The 18,800-nt window shown below is 43.8% G+C and carries 14 protein-coding genes and 1 tRNA gene; 10 read left to right on the top strand and 5 right to left on the bottom strand.

Features of this window, described 5'->3' with window-relative positions:
* Positions 1–120: 120 nt before the first annotated feature.
* Both AAEY72_RS07950 and AAEY72_RS07945 read right to left on the bottom strand, forming a co-directional pair.
* Entirely contained in the window at positions 121–942 is an 822-nt protein-coding gene (locus AAEY72_RS07950; protein WP_352310141.1) for a phosphodiester glycosidase family protein, read from the bottom strand.
* A gap of 83 nt (positions 943–1,025) precedes the next feature.
* On the bottom strand, positions 1,026–2,828 hold the full coding sequence (locus tag AAEY72_RS07945) for an FMN-binding glutamate synthase family protein (RefSeq protein ID WP_352310140.1): 1,803 nt from the start codon (positions 2,826–2,828) through the stop codon (positions 1,026–1,028).
* Between the two features lie 303 nt (positions 2,829–3,131).
* Here AAEY72_RS07945 and rluF point away from each other — a divergent pair, with 303 nt between their 5' ends.
* Both rluF and AAEY72_RS07935 read left to right on the top strand, forming a co-directional pair.
* Positions 3,132–4,136, top strand: a complete 1,005-nt coding sequence (gene rluF, locus AAEY72_RS07940; protein WP_352310139.1) for a 23S rRNA pseudouridine(2604) synthase RluF — start codon at positions 3,132–3,134, stop codon at positions 4,134–4,136.
* 101 nt (positions 4,137–4,237) lie between these two features.
* Positions 4,238–4,681 carry an SRPBCC family protein gene (locus tag AAEY72_RS07935; RefSeq protein WP_240215895.1) on the top strand — a complete coding sequence of 148 codons (444 nt, stop codon included), beginning with the start codon at positions 4,238–4,240 and terminating at the stop codon, positions 4,679–4,681.
* An 87-nt stretch (positions 4,682–4,768) separates the two neighbouring features.
* Here AAEY72_RS07935 and AAEY72_RS07930 read toward each other — a convergent pair whose 3' ends face one another.
* Complete coding sequence (locus tag AAEY72_RS07930; RefSeq protein ID WP_352310138.1) at positions 4,769–5,080, bottom strand: DUF1244 domain-containing protein; 312 nt, start codon at positions 5,078–5,080, stop codon at positions 4,769–4,771.
* 478 nt (positions 5,081–5,558) lie between these two features.
* Here AAEY72_RS07930 and AAEY72_RS07925 point away from each other — a divergent pair, with 478 nt between their 5' ends.
* A complete protein-coding gene (locus AAEY72_RS07925; protein WP_194619999.1) occupies positions 5,559–6,611 on the top strand; it encodes a TRAP transporter substrate-binding protein in 1,053 nt (350 codons plus the stop codon).
* Between the two features lie 97 nt (positions 6,612–6,708).
* On the opposite strand, the gene AAEY72_RS07920 is transcribed toward AAEY72_RS07925, so the two are convergent.
* Positions 6,709–6,783, bottom strand: a tRNA-Gly gene (locus tag AAEY72_RS07920).
* A gap of 260 nt (positions 6,784–7,043) precedes the next feature.
* Between AAEY72_RS07920 and AAEY72_RS07915 the strand changes: the two genes are divergently transcribed.
* The 3 genes from AAEY72_RS07915 (at position 7,044) to AAEY72_RS07905 (ending at position 11,303) form a co-directional block, all read left to right on the top strand.
* Positions 7,044–8,714 (top strand): alpha-keto acid decarboxylase family protein, encoded by a 1,671-nt coding sequence (locus AAEY72_RS07915; RefSeq protein ID WP_352310137.1) that lies wholly within the window; start codon positions 7,044–7,046, stop codon positions 8,712–8,714.
* Positions 8,715–8,908: 194 nt separating this feature from the next.
* Positions 8,909–9,244 (top strand): GlpM family protein, encoded by a 336-nt coding sequence (locus AAEY72_RS07910; RefSeq protein WP_240215896.1) that lies wholly within the window; start codon positions 8,909–8,911, stop codon positions 9,242–9,244.
* Positions 9,245–9,518: 274 nt separating this feature from the next.
* On the top strand, positions 9,519–11,303 hold the full coding sequence (locus tag AAEY72_RS07905; protein ID WP_352310136.1) for a potassium/proton antiporter: 1,785 nt from the start codon (positions 9,519–9,521) through the stop codon (positions 11,301–11,303).
* 191 nt (positions 11,304–11,494) lie between these two features.
* On the opposite strand, the gene AAEY72_RS07900 is transcribed toward AAEY72_RS07905, so the two are convergent.
* On the bottom strand, positions 11,495–12,415 hold the full coding sequence (locus AAEY72_RS07900) for a LysR family transcriptional regulator (RefSeq protein ID WP_010199705.1): 921 nt from the start codon (positions 12,413–12,415) through the stop codon (positions 11,495–11,497).
* A gap of 247 nt (positions 12,416–12,662) precedes the next feature.
* On the opposite strand from AAEY72_RS07900, the gene speB reads away from it, so the two are divergent.
* The 4 genes from speB to AAEY72_RS07880 all read left to right on the top strand — a co-directional run bounded on the left by speB (position 12,663) and on the right by AAEY72_RS07880 (position 18,730).
* Positions 12,663–13,631, top strand: coding sequence for an agmatinase (gene speB, locus AAEY72_RS07895; RefSeq protein ID WP_010199708.1), 969 nt, complete (start codon positions 12,663–12,665; stop codon positions 13,629–13,631).
* A gap of 110 nt (positions 13,632–13,741) precedes the next feature.
* Positions 13,742–15,475 (top strand): 5-guanidino-2-oxopentanoate decarboxylase, encoded by a 1,734-nt coding sequence (locus tag AAEY72_RS07890; RefSeq protein ID WP_352310135.1) that lies wholly within the window; start codon positions 13,742–13,744, stop codon positions 15,473–15,475.
* Between the two features lie 53 nt (positions 15,476–15,528).
* Complete coding sequence (gene dld, locus AAEY72_RS07885) at positions 15,529–17,343, top strand: D-lactate dehydrogenase (protein ID WP_352310134.1); 1,815 nt, start codon at positions 15,529–15,531, stop codon at positions 17,341–17,343.
* The gene (locus AAEY72_RS07880) at positions 17,324–18,730 is read left to right on the top strand and encodes a YjiH family protein (protein ID WP_352310133.1); all 1,407 of its coding nucleotides are present in this window, start codon (positions 17,324–17,326) and stop codon (positions 18,728–18,730) included. The genes dld and AAEY72_RS07880 overlap by 20 nt, the downstream gene beginning before the upstream one ends.
* The last annotated feature ends 70 nt before the right edge of the window (positions 18,731–18,800 follow it).

Below are 18,800 nucleotides of genomic sequence, written 5' to 3'. Positions count from 1 at the left end.
TACTATAGTCGATACTAAATAAAATGCATACAGGACACCATGCTGTATCTCTTTTATATTGACATAACTATATGAGGGCAGGCAGTTGATTAGATATTAACTTTGAAATATAAAGGCAAATTAATCTTTACTTTTAACCAATCCAATCATCACGCCCATCTCTTTTTTATCGTGCTTATCAATGCTGTGCGCATATAACGCTGACGCAATCCCACCATCTAAAAAGAGCGCGTTTGGACAGCTTAAGTCATCCTTAAACAACGATGCAAATTGATAAAACGTGACTGGTTCATCGCTATTAACAAACTGTATGCTACCGTCGTCACAAACACCTGCGCCATTACGAATCTTGAGTGAGGTACTATCAGGGTTAAATTGCGGGTGTATCTCGTTATTGATGACCAGCATAGGACCTGATTGAGTGGCATACCTAGGCTCTGCCTCATCATTTTTAAGCTGCTCATTTAAAGCATTGCTTTCTGTGATTTGTACTTTACCCGTTTTATCCCACCACAGCACACCATTGGGCAGTAAATGAAAATTGCCGCCACCTTCTTTGGTATTTAACGCGCGAATCTCTTTACCGTCGATGACAGTATAGCCAATCGGTGCATAATTGTCGTTATACATGCCCGCATTCATGGCAAAGGTAAGTGTTTGGTTGGCTGGCAAAGTCGCTAATAAATTGTCAAAGGTCAGTAGCGGCTGACTGCTATCAGAGGGCTGCCAAAAAAGCTGTAGAGAAGAGCGTTCGCTATTTAACGCATCAGCATCAACACGACAGACGCTGTAAGTAAACGGTGAGTTTTGCGTCTGGCATGACCAAATTCCTGTATTACTATCAGAATCTTGTTTGGTAATGGGCTGGCAAGCACTAACGCTTAACGTAATAAGCGCTGCTGTCAGTAGAGTGTGCGGTAAGGTGAAAACGGAACTTGGCATCAATCATCTGTCTTTTTGATAAAGAGTAAAATATAAACGCTCACGGATAGTGAAATACTCATCACTATTTTTCAATACTATTTTCAGTCATTGCTAGGTGGAAATTCACGAAAAGTATTGTTGACGTTGCCGATTAACTGCCCACCGCCACTGATACTCGCAAAGTTCCCAAGACTCTGTTCCGCTGATGTGGTGGTTTCTCTACCTTTATCTCGTGAGTCTTTATTATAAGCAATGAGGGCATCATCATTGGCTAAAAAGCTATCAGGGTTCGCCATTACCCACATCTGATTGAACACGTCCGCGCGGGCACTACTATTAAGCAAGGCACCTCTATCAGTGAAATAAAAGAATTTCGATAATAGCTTTATCTGCCCGTCATCGAGGCGTCGAGCGATATGATAAGGTTGTAATTGGCTTGGGTGTTGTAAGCCGACCGCACCCACGATACTGGCAAGCGATTTTAGGGTGTTTTTATGGAAACTTGCAACACGCTCAGCTTTGCTCGGTACATCCAACGCCTTTTGACGATACGGGTCTTGGGTGGCAACGCCAGTCGGGCAAGTGTTGGTATGACACGAGCGTGATTGAATACAGCCAACGGCAAACATAAAGCCGCGCGCTGAATTACACCAGTCTGCGCCCAACGCAATCATACGGGCAATATCGAAGCCAGAGACGATTTTACCGCTCACGCCAAGTTTGATTTTATCGCGAATGCCTGCACCGACCAAGGTATTGTGTACCAATAAAAACCCTTCGACCATTGGCATGCCAACATTGTCCATAAACTCGACAGGGGCGGCACCCGTACCACCTTCTGCGCCATCGATAACGATAAAATCAGGATAATTGTCCGTCTCTATCATGGCTTTGACGATGGCCATAAACTGCCAAGGTTGGCCAATACATAGCTTAAAGCCAACCGGCTTGCCACCAGATAACTCGCGCAGTTGTTGCCAGAAGGCGACTAGCTCACGCGGTGTGCTAAATGCCGTATGCGAAGAGGGTGAAACGCAGTCTTGCCCCATCGGCACTTGACGTGTATCAGCGATTTCTTGAGTGATTTTGCTGGATGGTAAGACGCCACCTTTACCAGGCTTTGCGCCTTGAGATAGCTTAATCTCAATCATTTTCACTTGTGGATCGACGGCTTTTTCGGTAAAGGATTGCGGACTAAAATCACCGTTTTCATCGCGGCAACCAAAGTAACCCGTACCTAGCTCCCAAATCAAATCACCACCGAACTTGCGATGATAAGGACTGATGGCACCTTCACCCGTGTCATGAGTAAAACCGCCTATTTTTGCGCCTTGATTAAGCGCCATGATAGCGTTTGCTGACAGACTGCCGAAACTCATCGCCGAGATATTAAATACCGACATATCATGCGGCTGCTGACAACGCTCACCGCCCACCATAATGCGAAAGTCTTGGTTTTCTAAAGGCTGGCTGATGGCGGATTGCAAAAACCATTCTTTACCATGGGTGTAGAGATTGTCTAGTGTGCCAAAAGCATTGGTATCACTAACGTTCTTGGCGCGTTGATAAACCAAGGCACGCTGCTGGCGTGAAAACGGTACTTGCTCTTTATCGTTTTCTAACAAATACTGACGAATCTCAGGACGGAAGTCTTCAAGTACGTAGCGGATATGCCCAGCCACTGGATAGTTTCTCAAGATGGCATGCTTTGACTGTATAACGTCATAAATCCCCAAACATACCCCAAACCCGCCAAGAATAATCAGCCACCAATTCATCAATAATAGCCCTGCTAAAAACAGCAAAACAGCAGCGGCAAAAGTACTGTAACGTAACAGCACACCGACTAAATAAGGCGAGTTGGTTTTGGGTTCAGGGTTTAGATTGGTACGAGATTGGGGCATAACGAGGCTCAATAGTAATGGTTAAATATAGTATAGATAAGATGCTCAAATTTATCGTGTATATCATACGCCAATAATATCATGGCTTAATGATTATTGAGTAACGGTGTGCTAACGTTGGCTTTATTGAGTCAACCGCTGCGATTTATACGATTCTGGATATGTTTATAGGTTCTTACCCATCTCTCCTCAAAGGGACATTGAATTTCCTATATAATGTGAGCTATTTCGTTGTTGACGATCCATTCAATTTAGGCTTTTTTCTTAGTAAAAAAGGCTTCTTATCAGGTAAAACGGTGCTTTATGTTTAACGCTTCCTCGACTCGTTTAAATAAATACATCAGCGAAAGCGGCATTTGCTCTAGGCGCGACGCTGACCGCTTTATTGAGCAAGGTAATGTGTACGTCAATGGCAAGCGTGCTCAAGTAGGCGCGCAAGTGGTTGCTGGAGATGCGGTGAAAGTTAACGGGCAGCTCATCGAGCCACGAGAGGCAGATGATTTTGTGTTTATTGTTTTGAATAAGCCAGTGGGCATTGTGAGCACCACAGAAAGCTCTGAGAAAAATAACATTGTCGACTTTGTGAGACACAGCTTACGTATTTTCCCCATTGGTCGTTTGGATAAAGATTCTCAAGGTTTAATCTTTCTGACCAATAATGGCGATTTGGTTAATAAAGTGTTGCGTGCTGGTAATAACCATGAAAAAGAGTATCTGGTCACGGTCAATAAGCCGTTAACCGACAGTGTTATTGAGGGTTTGGCGGGCGGTGTGCCGATGCTTGGCAAAATGACGAAAAAATGCCCAGTAACTAAAGTAGCGCCCAACGTATTCAACATCACGCTAGTGCAAGGTCTGAACCGTCAAATTCGCCGTATGTGTGAGCACTTTGGCTATGAAGTCGTGAAACTTGAGCGTACGCGGATTATGAATGTCAGTCTCAAGGGTACACCCGTTGGAGACTGGCGAGATTTGACGCCAAAAGAGCTATCTGTTTTACTTAAATCTGTAGAAGATTCTTCTTCGCAAGACAGTAAACCGGCTAAAAAATCTCGTAATGTACCACGCAAAAACCCTCGTGCCGATGACTCGTCAAAAGCAAAGTCGTCTTCAAAACCAGCGGGTGCAGCAAAGGGAAATAAAAAATACTCCAAGGATGATGCTAGAAAACCAGCGGGTTCTAAAGGTAGGGATGGGCGTCCTGCTGGTCGTGGTAAGCCGTCAGGGGGTAATGGTAAGTCTGGAGGCAATGGCAAACCTGCTACAAATGGCAGGCGTCCTTCAAAAGGCCGAGGGTCTAAACGGTAGTAGTTTCGCGATCATAAGTTTTTGACGTGCGACTGCTTTATTCATGTTTTAAATGTCAGTAAGCTAAATAATTTCAACTTTGATCTTAACGGGATAATATTATGTTTAAAATAAAAGTAGAACGCATTGTCAAAAAACCGATTGATGAGGTGTTTGAAGCACTGAGTGACCACGCCAGTTATGGCTCATTTAAAGCAGTAGGTGTAGCTAAGTTGGTGAATGAAGGTGACGAGGAGCGCAATGGCGTTGGGGCTTTACGTAGCATTCAAACGGGACCTGTTAAGTTTTGGGAGCGAATTACGGCGTTTGAGCGTCCTACTCATATGCAATACCAAATCGAAAAAGCTAAACCTATAAAAATGCAACATGATAAAGGCGTCATTGATTTAAAAGACTTGGGCGATGGCACCACACACGTGACTTGGATATCTGAGGGTCGATTGACGGTACCATTGCCATTAATCGGTCGCCTATTTGACCGTCAAATGCAGAAACAAGGAACCATAGGGTTTAGCAGCATACTCAAATCTATAGAAAGCCGCTAATCTAGCGGCAATGTTGGGTTTTTTGATATAATTATTTAGGACACGCCCTAGTGATGGTTTATTTTATTTGAGCCATCACTGTTAGTTTTAATCCGATTTTTTCTTAACAGCTTCAATCTCGTTAAAGCGCGCTAATTGCTCTGGTGTTGCTTTTTGTTGATACTTTTCTTTCCACTCAGCATAAGGCATACCATAAACAAGCTCGCGCGCATCCTCGTATTCGATTTCAATACCACGCTCCTCACCAGCCGCTTTATACCATTTGGATAAGCAGTTACGACAAAAGTCGGCAAGGTTCATCAGTTCGATATTTTGTACATCTTTACGCTCGTCTAAATGAGCTAGTAAGCGACGAAATGCCGCTGCTTCTAATTCGATGTTTGATTCTAATTTTGCCATAAGGTTTTTCCTAATTGTAATTGAGTCATCTCAAAACTGAGATGATACTAACGATATAAATATTGCGCAACCTGTCATGATCTATATTAAAAAATCGCACAAGCAAACTTGGCAAACTTATCATAGTAAGGTTTATCAACTTAAAGCCTTTTAATCATGATATTAAATCACGCTTCATTCCTATCTGCTCGTTGGTCAATCGTGAGCTAAGTTTCTTCTTTGAATTCATGAATAATTTTTTTGCCAGTCACGCATCATAATGTCGTGTACCCATTTTACGTAGTATCAGCTATATCATCACTTCTAGAGAATCGTCGTTAAATGATTTGACTGTTATCATTTTAGCTGTTAATTTTAAGTAGCGTTTTGAATATTAAGCAGTTTTAATTTAAAGTGCTTATGTCTATTGAAGCAGATTAATTAAGTCTTAATATCAATCAAATGTCAAAAAAATAATCGCTATCAAAAGGAATTGATAATGAAATTAGCACCTTTTTTTTCGATAGGTGCACTAGCAGCTATTAGCCTTTTTGGTTGTTCTGGCCAATCTGATAACAGTAGCGAAGTTGCCTCAAATCAAGAAGTTACCGTTCTACGTTTCTCCCATTTTTATCCCGCCACTGCTGATGTTAATAAAGAAATCTTTGAGCCATGGGCCAAAAAAATTGGAGAAGATTCTAATGGTCGTCTTAAGGTTGAGGTATATCCATCGGCAACACTCAGTAAAGCAGATACCGCTTATGAATCCACAGTAAAGGGAACGATTGACATCGGTTCTCAAGTACAGGGTTATACTAGTGGTCGCTTTCCACTGACCCAGATTGCAGAGCTTCCCGGTTTGTCTAATTCATCAACACAGACAGGTTGTATGCTGCAAACCCTTTATGAAAATGGCACTATATCTAGCGAATATGAAGATTCACATCTCCTTTTTATGTTCGCTACCGGCCCTGGTACATTACATAGTGCTGATAAGCTTATTCGAACTCCCGAAGATATGAAAGGGATGCGTATCCGCAGGCCATCTGCTGTAGCAGGTGATATTATCGAAAGTATGGGTGCCTCTCCTGTGGGTTTACCTGCCAATGATATATATACGTCTCTACAGCGCGGTGTGGTTGATGGATTAAGCTTTCCATGGGAGGCGATCACAACTTTCAAGCTTGATGAGTTAACCAAATATCATACCAATATCCCATTTTATAGTTCTGCTCTGATGATGACTATGAATAAAGATAAATATGAAAGTTTGCCTGATGATTTAAAAAAGGTCATTGATGATAACTCAGGTATGGCTCTTACTAAGAAAGTTGGTGAGATGTGGGATAGAACTGATTTATTAGGTTTGCAAGCTGCTAAAGATAGAGGTGATGAGATCATTGATATTCCAGATCCACTTAATGATCCAGATTGGAAAGGACCTCTGCTAAAAGGAACACAGAAATACTTAGACGATGTAAGCGCATTAGGACTCGATGCTGAAAGTGTCTATGAAAAAGCAAAAGCTGCTAGTGTAGCCTGTAAGGTCTAATTATTTTTTAATATTAGGGCGTGTCATAAAATCTCCTATAAAGCCCAAAAATTAGACAAAAAAAATCCTCACTGTTAAGTGAGGATTTTTAAGTATTTGGAGCGGGAAAAGAGATTCGAACTCTCGACCCCAACCTTGGCAAGGTTATGCTCTACCACTGAGCTATTCCCGCTAATTATCAATTAACTATCGTCAGTTGATGATGGCGTATTATACGCAGTTTTTTTGGTGTGTCAACACCCATGACGAAAAAAACCAAAGTTAGTAAAATAGGCGTGTCTTCTAGCCATAAATGTATGTTATAACAGTTTATTATAATATGTATTCCAAAAGCTTTGCATTACATAAATAAGCTGGGATGCACTTTATAATTTAACCTCAATTACATTCACAGTTATCAATACTTATAAAGATAAGTCATAGGGATATACAATGAGTCAACACTATACCATCGCCGATTATTTGTTTGATCGTGTCGCAGAAGCGGGCGCATCTGAGATATTTGGCGTACCTGGTGATTTTAATCTAACTTTTTTAGACAATGTTCTCGCATCTGATAAGCTGCGCTGGGTAGGTAATACTAATGAGCTAAATGCCGGCTATGCTGCTGATGGTTATGCACGCGAGCGTGGATTTGCTGCGATGGTGACGACCTTTGGTGTGGGCGAGTTATCAGCGATTAACGCGACGGCAGGCTCTTTTGCTGAGTACGCGCCTGTATTGCATATCGTAGGAGCACCAAGTACCGCTCTACAAGACTCAAAGCGCCGTATTCATCACTCGCTTGGTGATGGTGTATTCAATCACTTTATTAAAATGGTCGAGCCTGTGACCGTGGCACGGGCGCAAATTACACCAGAAAACGCGGCTTCAGAGATTGACCGTGTCATTCGTTTAATCCTTAAAAAGCATCGCCCCGGCTATCTGTTACTATCGCCTGATGTTGCGCGTCAGCCTATCTATCCACCAACCACCAAGCTGATTGACAGCCAAGAAGATATCACCAGTCAAGCGGCACTGGCAGATTTCAAACAAGCATTGACGGAGTTTTTGCCAAACAAAACCATGATGCTTATGGCAGATTTGATGGTGCATCGTTTAGGATTGCAAAATCAGCTCAAAGCACTTATCGCTGATACTGACATTCCTTATACAACGCTGTCTTGGGGCAAAACGCTGCTTGATGAAAATAGTGAGCGTTGGGCAGGAACTTATGCAGGTGTTGCCTCGCGTCCTGTGGTCAAAGATGCGGTAGAAAACTGTGAATGCCTGATCAAAGTAGGGGTGCAGTATACCGATACGACTACCGCAGGATTCAGCCAAGATATCAATGAGGATGTGGTCGTAGACTTGCATTATGAACGGGCTTCTATCAGCGGTCAAAACTTTGCACCGATTGCGCTAAAAGATGCGCTGCAAGCGTTACATGAAGTGATGACCTCTGGCATCAATATCGTACCAAAATCTTTCTGTGAGCCGGTTAATCCTCATGAACAAAATGGCAAAGATGATGAGGCTATCCGCCAAGACGATCTGTGGCATATCATCGCTGCGCGCTTAGATCATAATAATTTGGTTTTTTCAGAACAAGGAACGGCCTATTTTGGTATCAGTGATGTGCGTCTGCCAGAAGGGGTTACCTCTTATGGGCAACCAATGTGGGGGTCGATTGGCTATACGTTGCCAGCCAGCTTAGGTGCTGCTATCGCATCGCCAGACAAGCGCAGTGTTTTATTGATTGGTGATGGCTCAGCATTATTGACTATTCAAGAACTGGCAGTCATGATTCAGGAGCGTATCAATCCAGTCATCGTCTTAATTAACAACGATGGATATACCGTGGAGCGTGCGATTCATGGCGAAAACCAATACTACAATGATATTCCTAAATGCGACTGGCAGATCATGCCACAAGCCTTTGGTGCCAACAAAGAGAACAGTCTCATACTCAAAGTAGAAACGGCAGGTGAGCTAAAATCTGCCCTCGACAAGGCCGCTGCTACCACGGATAAATTAGTGATGATCGAGGTGATCGCGGATAAGCATGATATCCCGCCATTACTTGCAGATATCAGTGCCGCGCTAAAGCCAAAAAATGATTAATTAGTTCGCAAACAGCATCAACAATTATCAGTCATCGCCCCATTTAGCACCATTGCTAGGTGGGGTTTTTTTGAGCCTTTTTATGATGTAAGTCAATTAAGCTGTTGTTCCTCTTATATCGCTTTGCAGACTTTAGTATCATGGTGGATTGGGCTATGTTCAGCCCTTAGCATTCAACAGGAGATGATCCCGTCGTGATTTGGTTAAAAATGCTTATTGGCGCTTTAATGGTACTGGCAATTCAATTATTTGCGCAAACTCGATTTTTTTATTTGGCGGCACTTGCGCCACTTTTCCCTACTTTTACATTAATCAGTCACTTCATCGTCGGCACTGAGCGTAGTCCTGCTGATTTAAGGGTCGCATTGATATTTAGTATGCTTGGCGTTATCCCGCACCTTATTTATACCTTTGTGGTGTTCTTTAGCATCAGCTATATCAGTTTATATAAGGCACTACTGCTCGGCGTTGTCGCTTGGACAATAGCGGCGGCAATTTTAGTCCTTACTTGGCAATACATTCAGGCTTAGTCAGTATTGAAAAGAGTATGCCAAACAGTTTCAACTGTATTTATAGGACTGAGGGCATGTCATCAAACTCACTTGTATCATCATGACTAAAATGAGAGCAAGTATTAGTAAAAATCTTTATAGATAGTTTTTGTAGAAATGATAGTAGATGTTATTCTTAATGATATTTTTAATATTCAGATGTGGCGTCTACTGGTAAAGATAAAAGATTAAATTGTAATATTTTCGCACCAACTTAATTCATTACCATTGATAAAAATAGGGCTTAAAAAAGATGGATACCTTAAATATCCTATACCTCGTAGGGGCATTGTTGATTTTTGCCAGTATCATGGCCAGTACGTTATCCGCGCGTTTGGGCGTTCCATTATTGCTGTTGTTTTTGATGGTAGGGATGTTGGCAGGTGAGCAGGGTATTTTAGGTATTGAGTTTTCTCAATATGGTATTGCCAATTTCGTTGGGCAGGCAGCTTTGGCTTGTATCTTGTTAGATGGTGGTTTGCGCACCTCTTTTAAATCGTTTCGGGTTGGTCTTAAGCCTGCCGTTACACTCGCTACTTGGGGTGTCCTCGCTACTGTCATGATACTGGGCGTATTCGTGACTTGGCTACTCGATGTCGATTGGCGCTTTGGGCTATTGATGGCAGCTATCGTTGGCTCAACCGATGCGGCAGCGGTATTTTCACTATTGCGTAATGGCGGTGTCAAGCTCAATGATCGCGTCCAAGCCACACTCGAATTAGAGTCTGGTGCCAACGATCCCTTGGCTATTTTATTGGTTACGGGTCTTATCGCTCTAAATGTTGATCCAGCGGGACAGACAGTATTTGGCTTTTTGATATTACTGTTCCAGCAGTTGAGCTTTGGGCTAGGGATGGGCTTGCTATTCGGTTATTTGCTATCTCGATTATTGCCCAAGATACATTTAGCAGAAGGCATGTATGCTATTTTGATACTATCTGCTGGCTTGTCCGTCTTTGCCGCGACCAATCTAATTGGCGGTAGTGGATTTTTAGCGGTTTATCTCACGGGTGTGATGATTGGCAATCACAAGGTACGCTCCACCGAGCATGTGATGCGAGTGATGGACAGCTTTGCTTGGTTATCACAAGCGGTGCTTTTCGTAGTGTTAGGACTATTGGTCACCCCATCAAACGTCATCAATGTCTGGCATTATTCAGTCGCGATTGCCGCCTTTATGATCTTCGTTGCCCGTCCTATCGCCGTCTATACCAGCGTTAAGCCTTTTAAGTTTAAAGACAGAGAGATAGGCTTTATCTCTTGGGTTGGCTTGCGCGGGGCAGTACCTATTACCCTTGCGATATTGCCTGTTATGGCAGGGATAGATAACGCCTTCATGCTGTTTGATATTGCCTTTGGGGTCGTGGTTTTGTCCTTGATTTTGCAAGGTACAACCATTCCTATCATGGCCAATTTGTTTAAGGTGCGGATTCCGACCAATGATGATCCAAAAGAGGAGCATGAGGTTTGGGTGTCGGATAAGGCAAGTATTACTTTGTATGAATTCGAAGTTCAATCAGGGGCATTTGCGATTGGTCGTCATCCGATGGATATCTCTAAACGCATTAGCTCTGATGAGATTAGTGTGTTTGCGCTGGTACGTAGGCAGAGAATCGTGGTCATTGACGAAGACACGAAGCTGAAATTTGGTGACGGTGTCTGGTACGCCATGCGCGGCGATCATGCCAGAAAAATCGCTAAAATTTTTAATGATACGACATTGGATCGTAAAGCCATCGATGATTTTTATGGCGACTGGCTACTATCACCTAGCGTCAAGCTTGGAGATTTACCCTTCTTTACGGCTATGATGCAATCTGAATCACTGGTAGACAGCCTACAGTCTGATCCTAATGACAGCCCAAAAAGCATGTGGGAACAAACGGTCGCTGAATATGTGACAGGAAATCTAGGTACAGCACTGGTCTCAGGAGATACCGTTGCCATTAATGATAAGTGGTCATTGGTCATCAAAGAAATGGATGATAAAGGCAAGCTAAGAACCATTGGCTTAAAGCGTCAGGAGCAACCAATCTAGTCAATCCATTATAAAAGCGTTACAGCGTTAACCTCGCTTGAAGTATTAAATATACATCTACACTCGGTTGCCTTGTACCACTTTTAAATTGAACCGACTATAGCGATATAGCCACTTATCGTCGCTGGTGATGAGCCATGATTTAAGCTGGCTTATATTAGCTGGCTCATACTAGGAAACGCCTTAGTCATTTACAGCTTTGGCGAGCTTTTTGATAATAGACGCATCATTTGACTTAAAAAATCAGCGACCTGTTTGTGCAAGTTTTCTCGGTAAGCCCAATGATGCTTGACCTCATAACTGGCCTCGGTGGGCAGTAGTATTTTCATCAGTCCCATCTCTTCATAACGCTTGGCTAAGTCATTGGGCAGATAACCAACATGATGACCTGCCAAAATCAGCTGCGCGGTCGCCTCCATATGATAAGTGGTGGCACTCAAAGTTTTTGGGCGGACATGATTGATACTCAAATCAGTAATATAGCCTCGTTTTATCCATGGATAGTTTTGTTCCAAATCCTCAAAAGTTAGCCCTTCTGATTCATAAAATAATCGATGCTCGCGCCCACAGCAAACTACCTGCTTTTCAATAAATGCTGGCTGGAACGTTAGTAGCGGTGGAAAACTGCCAAAATATCCCACACCAATATCACTCTCGTTGCTTAGTAGCTTCTCTAACATGCTTTCAGGGCTTTGCACGTCGATAGAAAAGTGGATAAGGGGATTGTCACGATAGCTAGCAGCCAAGCATTGGCGCAAGGCATCATAAAAAAATGTCGGCATTTGATCAATGAGACACAGTCGAATATGACCGCCATGCACGGAGTCTAATTGACGAATGTAGTGCAGTTGATGTTGAAAGCTGGCAACCGCTTCGGTAAAACTCAAGCAGGCTTCATATACTGCTGCACCATCTTCTGTCAGCTTAAAACCCGCACGTCCACGATGACAAAGCGTCATACCCAAGCGGTCTTCTAAATGGGTCAAATGACCACTAATGACAGACGTCGTCACATTTAAGCGCGACTGGGCGGCTGTCACGCCCTGACACTCTACAATCGCCATAAAGCTACGCAAGGTTTTGATGTCTATTTTTATCAATTCATCTAGCATCAGTAAATATCCCTCAGCACTTGTGATGTTTATCAAAATGAATTTTCTATTCATCACTTTTTTAGCATAAAATTTATATCAAACTTCTGATAATAACGGTTAAATCTAACTTACTACGAAAAACCAGAAGTTTACTTCTAAATTTTACCATGGTTTGTATTCAATTATTTAGGTATTGTCAGAGTCATATAAAAAGTGACATATAACAAATTGGCTATACCGACACACTAAAACAAGGATGTGATTTATGAAATTCAATCAACCATTAAGCGGCAACGACATGCCAAGATTTGGCGGCTTTGCTTCTATGATGCGCCTGCCGACTCAGGCTGATGCAGAAGGATTAGATGTGGCTTTCGTTGGTGTACCTTTGGACATCGGTGCATCAAACCGTAGTGGTGCTAGATTGGGACCAAGACAGATACGCGATGAATCACGCATGATTCGTCCCTACAATGTGGCCACTCGTGCTGCGCCTTTTGAATCCTTACAAGTTGCTGATATTGGCGATGTACCTATCAATACTTTCAACCTGCTGAAAAGCGTTGATATCATCGAAAAATTCTATACAGAAAAAGTCGTCAAACATGGCGCGATTCCTCTAACACTAGGCGGCGATCATACCATTGCCTTGCCTATTTTGCGTGCGCTTGCCAAAAAACATGGCCCTGTCGGTATGGTGCATATCGATGCGCATGCAGATATCAACGATGATATGTTTGGCGAAAAAATCGCTCATGGTACACCGTTCCGCCGTGCTGTCGAAGAGAACTTAATCGATGGCAACCGTGTGGTACAGATTGGCTTACGTGGTACAGGCTATAGCGCCGAAGAGTTTGACTGGTCAACCCAGCAAGGCTTTCGCGTTGTACCTGCTGAGGAATGCTGGTACAAGTCGCTAACACCATTAATGGCAGAAGTGCGCGAAAAGCTAGGCGATGGACCTGTCTATTTAAGTTTCGATATCGATGGTATTGACCCAGCGTTTGCACCGGGTACGGGTACTGCTGAAATCGGTGGTCTGACCTCAACTCAAGCCATAGAAATCATTCGCGGTATGCGCGGACTGGAAGTAGTCGGTGGCGATTTGGTAGAAGTGTCACCTCCGTATGACCCATTCGGTAACACCTCAGTACTGGCAGCGAACTTATTGTTTGAGATGCTATGTATTTTACCGGGTGTGCGCTATGACGATAAGGTCAAAGCTGTTTACTAATAATCACTCATGATACGAATAGTGATTTACCCTTTAGGGAAAGGGTAGTTTGAGTATACTGCTAAACAACTTATTTAAACGCGATTGAACTTTTTTAGGATAACTGACTCATGACCCAATTGACGCAAGCGTCTTCTTCATTACCTGCAACCCCATCTCTGACATGCGGTGAGCTGTTGGTAAAGTGGTTAGAATACTATGGCGTAGAGACCGTGTTTGGCATACCCGGTGTGCACACGGTCGAGCTATATCGTGGTCTGCCAAACACCAATATCCGCCATGTGACGCCGCGTCACGAGCAAGGCGCTGGGTTTATGGCGGACGGCTATTACCGCGCTTCGGGCAAGATTGGCGTTTGCTTTATCATTACCGGCCCTGGCATGACCAATATTATGACTGCCATGGCACAAGCATTGGCTGATTCTATACCGATGCTGGTGATCTCTAGTGTCAATAAAGTAGCAGATACGGGCAGCGGTGAAGGGCACTTGCATGAATTGCATGATCAGCAAGGTATGGTCAGCAAGGTGGCACTCACGAGCAAAACCATCTGGAAGCCTGAGTCGCTACCCAAGGTCATCGCAGAAGCTTTTGCCTTATTCAATGGTGCACGTCCGGGGCCAGTGCATATCCAGCTGCCAATCGATGTGATCACTGCTGATGCCAGTCATGTTGCCAAGCCGCCTGATTTAACGCCTTATTTGAATAGTCCGGCAACCAGCCAAACTGATGCAAATAGTTCAACGCTGCCGCGAGTAATGAGACCGCTGCCCAATCCTGCACAGCTTGATTTAATTATCGAATCTCTCAAAACCGCAAAAAACCCAGTATTGCTCTATGGTGGTGGCTGCGTCGATGTCAATCAAGATGCGCAAAAACTGGCAGAGCTGATCGATGCGCCGACATTTTTGACCATTAATGCCAAAGGTCTGCTACCACCCGCTCATCCGTTAAGTTTGGGCAGCAATCAATCATTAGCAGCAGGTCGAGCCGTTATTACTGAAGCCGATTTGGTATTGGCGATTGGTACTGAGCTTGGTGAGACTGATTATGATGTGTTTTTTAATGGCGAGTTTAAAATCAACGGTAAGCTGATTCGTATCGACTGCGATGCTCAGCAATTGCAGCGTCCTTTTAGAGCGGATATCGCCGTATTATCCGATGCGCAAATGGCTGTAAGTGGCCTTTGCACACGTCTAGAAAACCAAGCGTTAAATCATAAAGCGGTGTCACGAGTCGCCGAGGCAAAACAGGCATTGTTAGCAGAAATGACACCAGATTTTGCGGGTCAAAATGCACTACTTCAGCTGATTCGAGATGAAGTAAAAGACGTCATATTTGTTGGAGATTCAACGCAGCCTGTCTATAGTGGCAATCTTGGTTTTGAAGCACTGGCAACCCGAAAATGGTTTAACTCGTCGACTGGGTTTGGCACGTTAGGTTACGGTTTGCCTGCCGCGATAGGTGCCATGATTGGCTCAAAATCGCCAGTTATTAGTCTTATTGGCGATGGCGGTATTCAGTTTACGATTGCAGAACTCATCTGCGCTGCCGAGCTTGAGCTACCATTGATTGTGCTGCTGTGGAACAACCAAGGCTATGGCGAGATTCGTCGTTATATGGAAGAGGGTGGTCTACCACTGATTGGGGTCAATATTAAGACGCCACATTTTGAGCCATTAGCAGCAGGATTTGGTGCAGGTTATCGCCGAATTACCGAAAAGCAGCAACTGCTAGATGCCTTGCAAAACGATATCAACGGCAAGCAGCCTTTCATTTATGAAGTTGATGAAGCCGATGATTTTCTGATTGAGATAGGTAAGGACTTTACCTGTTTCAGCTGATGATAATTACTTAACTGTACTAAAGGCTGGTCACTCAAGGAAAAATGTCTGCAATGCTAAATTCTAACCACTCGTCTAATAGTTGGAATGCGTCGCAGGCGAGTTTGTTAGCAGACTTAGCAGCCGTTGCTGGCGCGCCCAATGTATTGACCAAGCCGAGTCAGCAGCAGTCGTATATACAAGGGGCGATTGCTGCTATCACAGATGCTATCTTGGCAGTGGTGACCCCTCATTCTCTTGTGGCACTATGGCGCGTCATTAACCTCTGTGCAGCATCTGATGTGATCATTATCGCTCAGGCTGCTAACACAGGGTTGACCGGAGGCTCCACGCCGTATGGGAAGTATGACAGACCAGTCATCGTTATTTCTACGCAACTATTGGGCGGTGTTCATCTGCTCAATGACGCAGCAGAGCTTATTGCCTTGCCAGCGGCGACCCTTCAGCAATTAGAATACAAGCTTGCACCTTTGGGGCGTGAGCCGCATTCAGTGCTGGGCTCTAGTTGTGTTGGTGCTTCGGTGATTGGCGGTATTTGCAACAGCTCTGGCGGTATGTTGGTGCAGCGTGGTCCGGCGTATACCGAGATGTCACTATTTGCCAAACGTAATGCTATGGGTGAGTTTGAATTAATCAATCACTTAGGCATTGATTTAGGTGTCGATCCAGAAGAGATGCTTGGAAACCTACAAGCTGGCACGTTCAATAAAAATCCAGATAGTGCCAACAGTAAGTCCTGTACAAACCATCATTATCAACACAAAGTGCGTGATTGCGAGGCAGACACACCTGCCAGATTTAACAATGACCCTAACGGATTGTATGAAGCCTCTGGTTCAGCAGGCAAAGTCATCGTCTTTGCGGTTCGAGTCGCGACATTTGCCAAACCAGCGCAAGAGCAAACATTCTATATCTCTACCAATGACGCTGATACCTTGACCACACTCAGGCAGCAGTGGTTAAAAAGCGAGCTGAACCTGCCTGTTTTGGCAGAATACATGCACAAAGACTATAACGATATAACCATGCGCTATGGCCGCGATACTTGTTTAAGTATGCGCAAACTGCCAGCCAGTAAGATAGGCGCGTTGTATCGGTTACAAGCCAAGATTGGCTATTATTTGGATAAATGGCGACTGCCTCAGACTTTACCAGATCGGGTGCTACAAATGACTGGTGTCTTCATGCCACCGTCATTGCCTGCGCCTTTAAGCACGCAAGCGTTCTCGTACCGTTATCATTTGATCATAAAAGTCGCGAATGCCAGTGATAGTGATAGTGACGATGATAATCACAGTGCTAAGGCTAGTAATCAGCATATTGCCGCTGCTCAAGCATTTCTACAGTCCCATATGCAGCAGCATCAAGGCGTCGTACATCTTTGTACAGCCGAAGAATCCCAAGCATTATTGGTGTTTCGCAGTGCGGCAACCGCTGCCATGTTTCGTTATCACAATCTTAACCACACAAAGTTTGGCGAGCTATTAGCGACTGATATTGCCTTACCAAGGAATGCCGTAGATTGGGATGAGGTGCTACCTACTGACTTGCAAAAGCAGGTAAGTAAAACCTTTTATTTGGGGCATTTTTTCTGTCATGTCATGCACCAAGACTATCTGTTATACCCTGAAGTGGATGCAAAAAAATTCAAGGATGACCTATTGGCGTTTTATGATCGACGTCGTATAGAGTACCCTGCTGAGCACAACGTGGGACATGTCTATACCGCAAAACCTGCACTACATAATTTTTATAAAAAACTAGATCCGACCAATTCGCTAAACCCAGGCATTGGTCAGACAGCAAAATGGAAAAATTGGCGGTCGTCGCCTATCATGGAGGAATTAAATGACGAGTCATATCAGTAAGTCACAGCAGCCAGTCTTAGGTAATAATGCTGTCGATCCAAAAACACCACAGGGCGAGCAATGGCGAGCGTCATTGTGGAAATTTCTCTTATTTTCAGCCCTTGGTATCGCGCTATTTATCATTCCCTTTCAATGGGATGGCAAGGTTACTATTTTATTGGGCGTATTGACCGATGCACTACAAGGCTGGATAGGCGGTTATGTGGCTTACGTGGCACTGGTGATCGTTACCATCTCTTTTGTTGGCGCACTCTCAGTCAAGCTGTTACGACCTACCTTGCACGAAGACTCTATGATAAAGAAGCTCTTCGATGTTGAGTGGCTGTGGTTTGGTGCCCGTTTTTTGGGCGCAGTATTTATCTGGATGATATTTTTACAAGTAGGCCCCGAGTTTATTATTAACCGTAATACCGGCGGCGTTATTTTTGAAGATTTGATTCCGATTTTGATTCCTTTATTTTTCTTCGCTATCTTATCCTTGCCGTTCTTAACAGATTTTGGTTTGATGGAGTTTTTGGGAACGTTAGCCAGCAAAGTCTTTATCAAACTATTTAAACTACCCGGACGCTCAGCGGTAGATGCGATGTCTTCTTGGTTTGGCGCGGCCTCTATCGGCTTGCTAGTGACCATGCAAGAGTATGACAAAAGTTATTATAGCCAGCGTGAAGCGGCGGTTATTGCCACAACTTTTTCGGTAACTTCAATCGCTTTTACTTATGTCGTAGCGAAAACAATTGGCGTAGACAACAACTTTGTCTTCTTTTATCTGACCATCGCGTTGACTGGTTTTATAGCAGCCATTATCATGCCACGCATCCCGCCATTATCACTGAAAGCAGACACCTATCATTCTGGCAAATGTATGCTAGATGAAGAGATTCCTACTCAGTATAGTATGCCGCAGTGGGCGCTAAATCGTGCTGTGACGCGTGCGTATTCTATGCCAAGTCTGGCAAGTGTGTTCAAACACAGCCTAAAGAATTTATTTGATATTTACTTTGGTCTGATTCCTGTTATTTTTGCTATTGGCACCATTGGTCTAGGGCTGGCAGAGTACACGCCAGTATTTAACTGGATATCTGCGCCCCTCGTGCCTTTGCTTGAATTGCTACAAATTCCAGAAGCGGCAGAAGCGGCGCCTGCCATGATTATGGGCTTTGCTGATATGTACTTACCAGCGTTGGTCGGTAAGAGTATTGAGAGCGAAATGACACGATTCATCGTTGGGGCATGCTCTATTACGCAGATTATTTATATGTCTGAAGTGGGTGCGCTGATTTTGAAGTCAAACATTAAGCTTAATGTTCTAGAGCTGTTCATGATTTTCATCCTTCGTACTTTGATTAGCCTAGTGATTATTACCTCAGTAGCGCATCTCCTGTATTAATCAGAAGACCCCGTGACAAAGGTAGGATAGGGTAAACGACAGTGATTTTTGGCGGGTGATTGATGACAAT

This window comes from Psychrobacter sp. W2-37-MNA-CIBAN-0211, assembly GCF_040309405.1.
In the GTDB taxonomy this organism is placed as follows: Bacteria; Pseudomonadota; Gammaproteobacteria; order Pseudomonadales; family Moraxellaceae; genus Psychrobacter; species Psychrobacter glaciei.
Note: the sequence above shows the minus strand (reverse complement) of the source record. Positions and strands in the feature narration are given on the sequence as shown.

Coding starts and splice junctions, on each gene's coding strand:
- AAEY72_RS07950 (WP_352310141.1), bottom strand. CDS start 942: ATGCCAAGTTCCGTTTTCACCTTACCGCACACTCTACTGACAGCAGCG.
- rluF (WP_352310139.1), top strand. CDS start 3,132: ATGTTTAACGCTTCCTCGACTCGTTTAAATAAATACATCAGCGAAAGC.
- AAEY72_RS07925 (WP_194619999.1), top strand. CDS start 5,559: ATGAAATTAGCACCTTTTTTTTCGATAGGTGCACTAGCAGCTATTAGC.
- AAEY72_RS07935 (WP_240215895.1), top strand. CDS start 4,238: ATGTTTAAAATAAAAGTAGAACGCATTGTCAAAAAACCGATTGATGAG.
- AAEY72_RS07945 (WP_352310140.1), bottom strand. CDS start 2,828: ATGCCCCAATCTCGTACCAATCTAAACCCTGAACCCAAAACCAACTCG.
- speB (WP_010199708.1), top strand. CDS start 12,663: ATGAAATTCAATCAACCATTAAGCGGCAACGACATGCCAAGATTTGGC.
- dld (WP_352310134.1), top strand. CDS start 15,529: ATGCTAAATTCTAACCACTCGTCTAATAGTTGGAATGCGTCGCAGGCG.
- AAEY72_RS07890 (WP_352310135.1), top strand. CDS start 13,742: ATGACCCAATTGACGCAAGCGTCTTCTTCATTACCTGCAACCCCATCT.
- AAEY72_RS07880 (WP_352310133.1), top strand. CDS start 17,324: ATGACGAGTCATATCAGTAAGTCACAGCAGCCAGTCTTAGGTAATAAT.
- AAEY72_RS07930 (WP_352310138.1), bottom strand. CDS start 5,080: ATGGCAAAATTAGAATCAAACATCGAATTAGAAGCAGCGGCATTTCGT.
- AAEY72_RS07900 (WP_010199705.1), bottom strand. CDS start 12,415: ATGCTAGATGAATTGATAAAAATAGACATCAAAACCTTGCGTAGCTTT.
- AAEY72_RS07905 (WP_352310136.1), top strand. CDS start 9,519: ATGGATACCTTAAATATCCTATACCTCGTAGGGGCATTGTTGATTTTT.
- AAEY72_RS07915 (WP_352310137.1), top strand. CDS start 7,044: ATGAGTCAACACTATACCATCGCCGATTATTTGTTTGATCGTGTCGCA.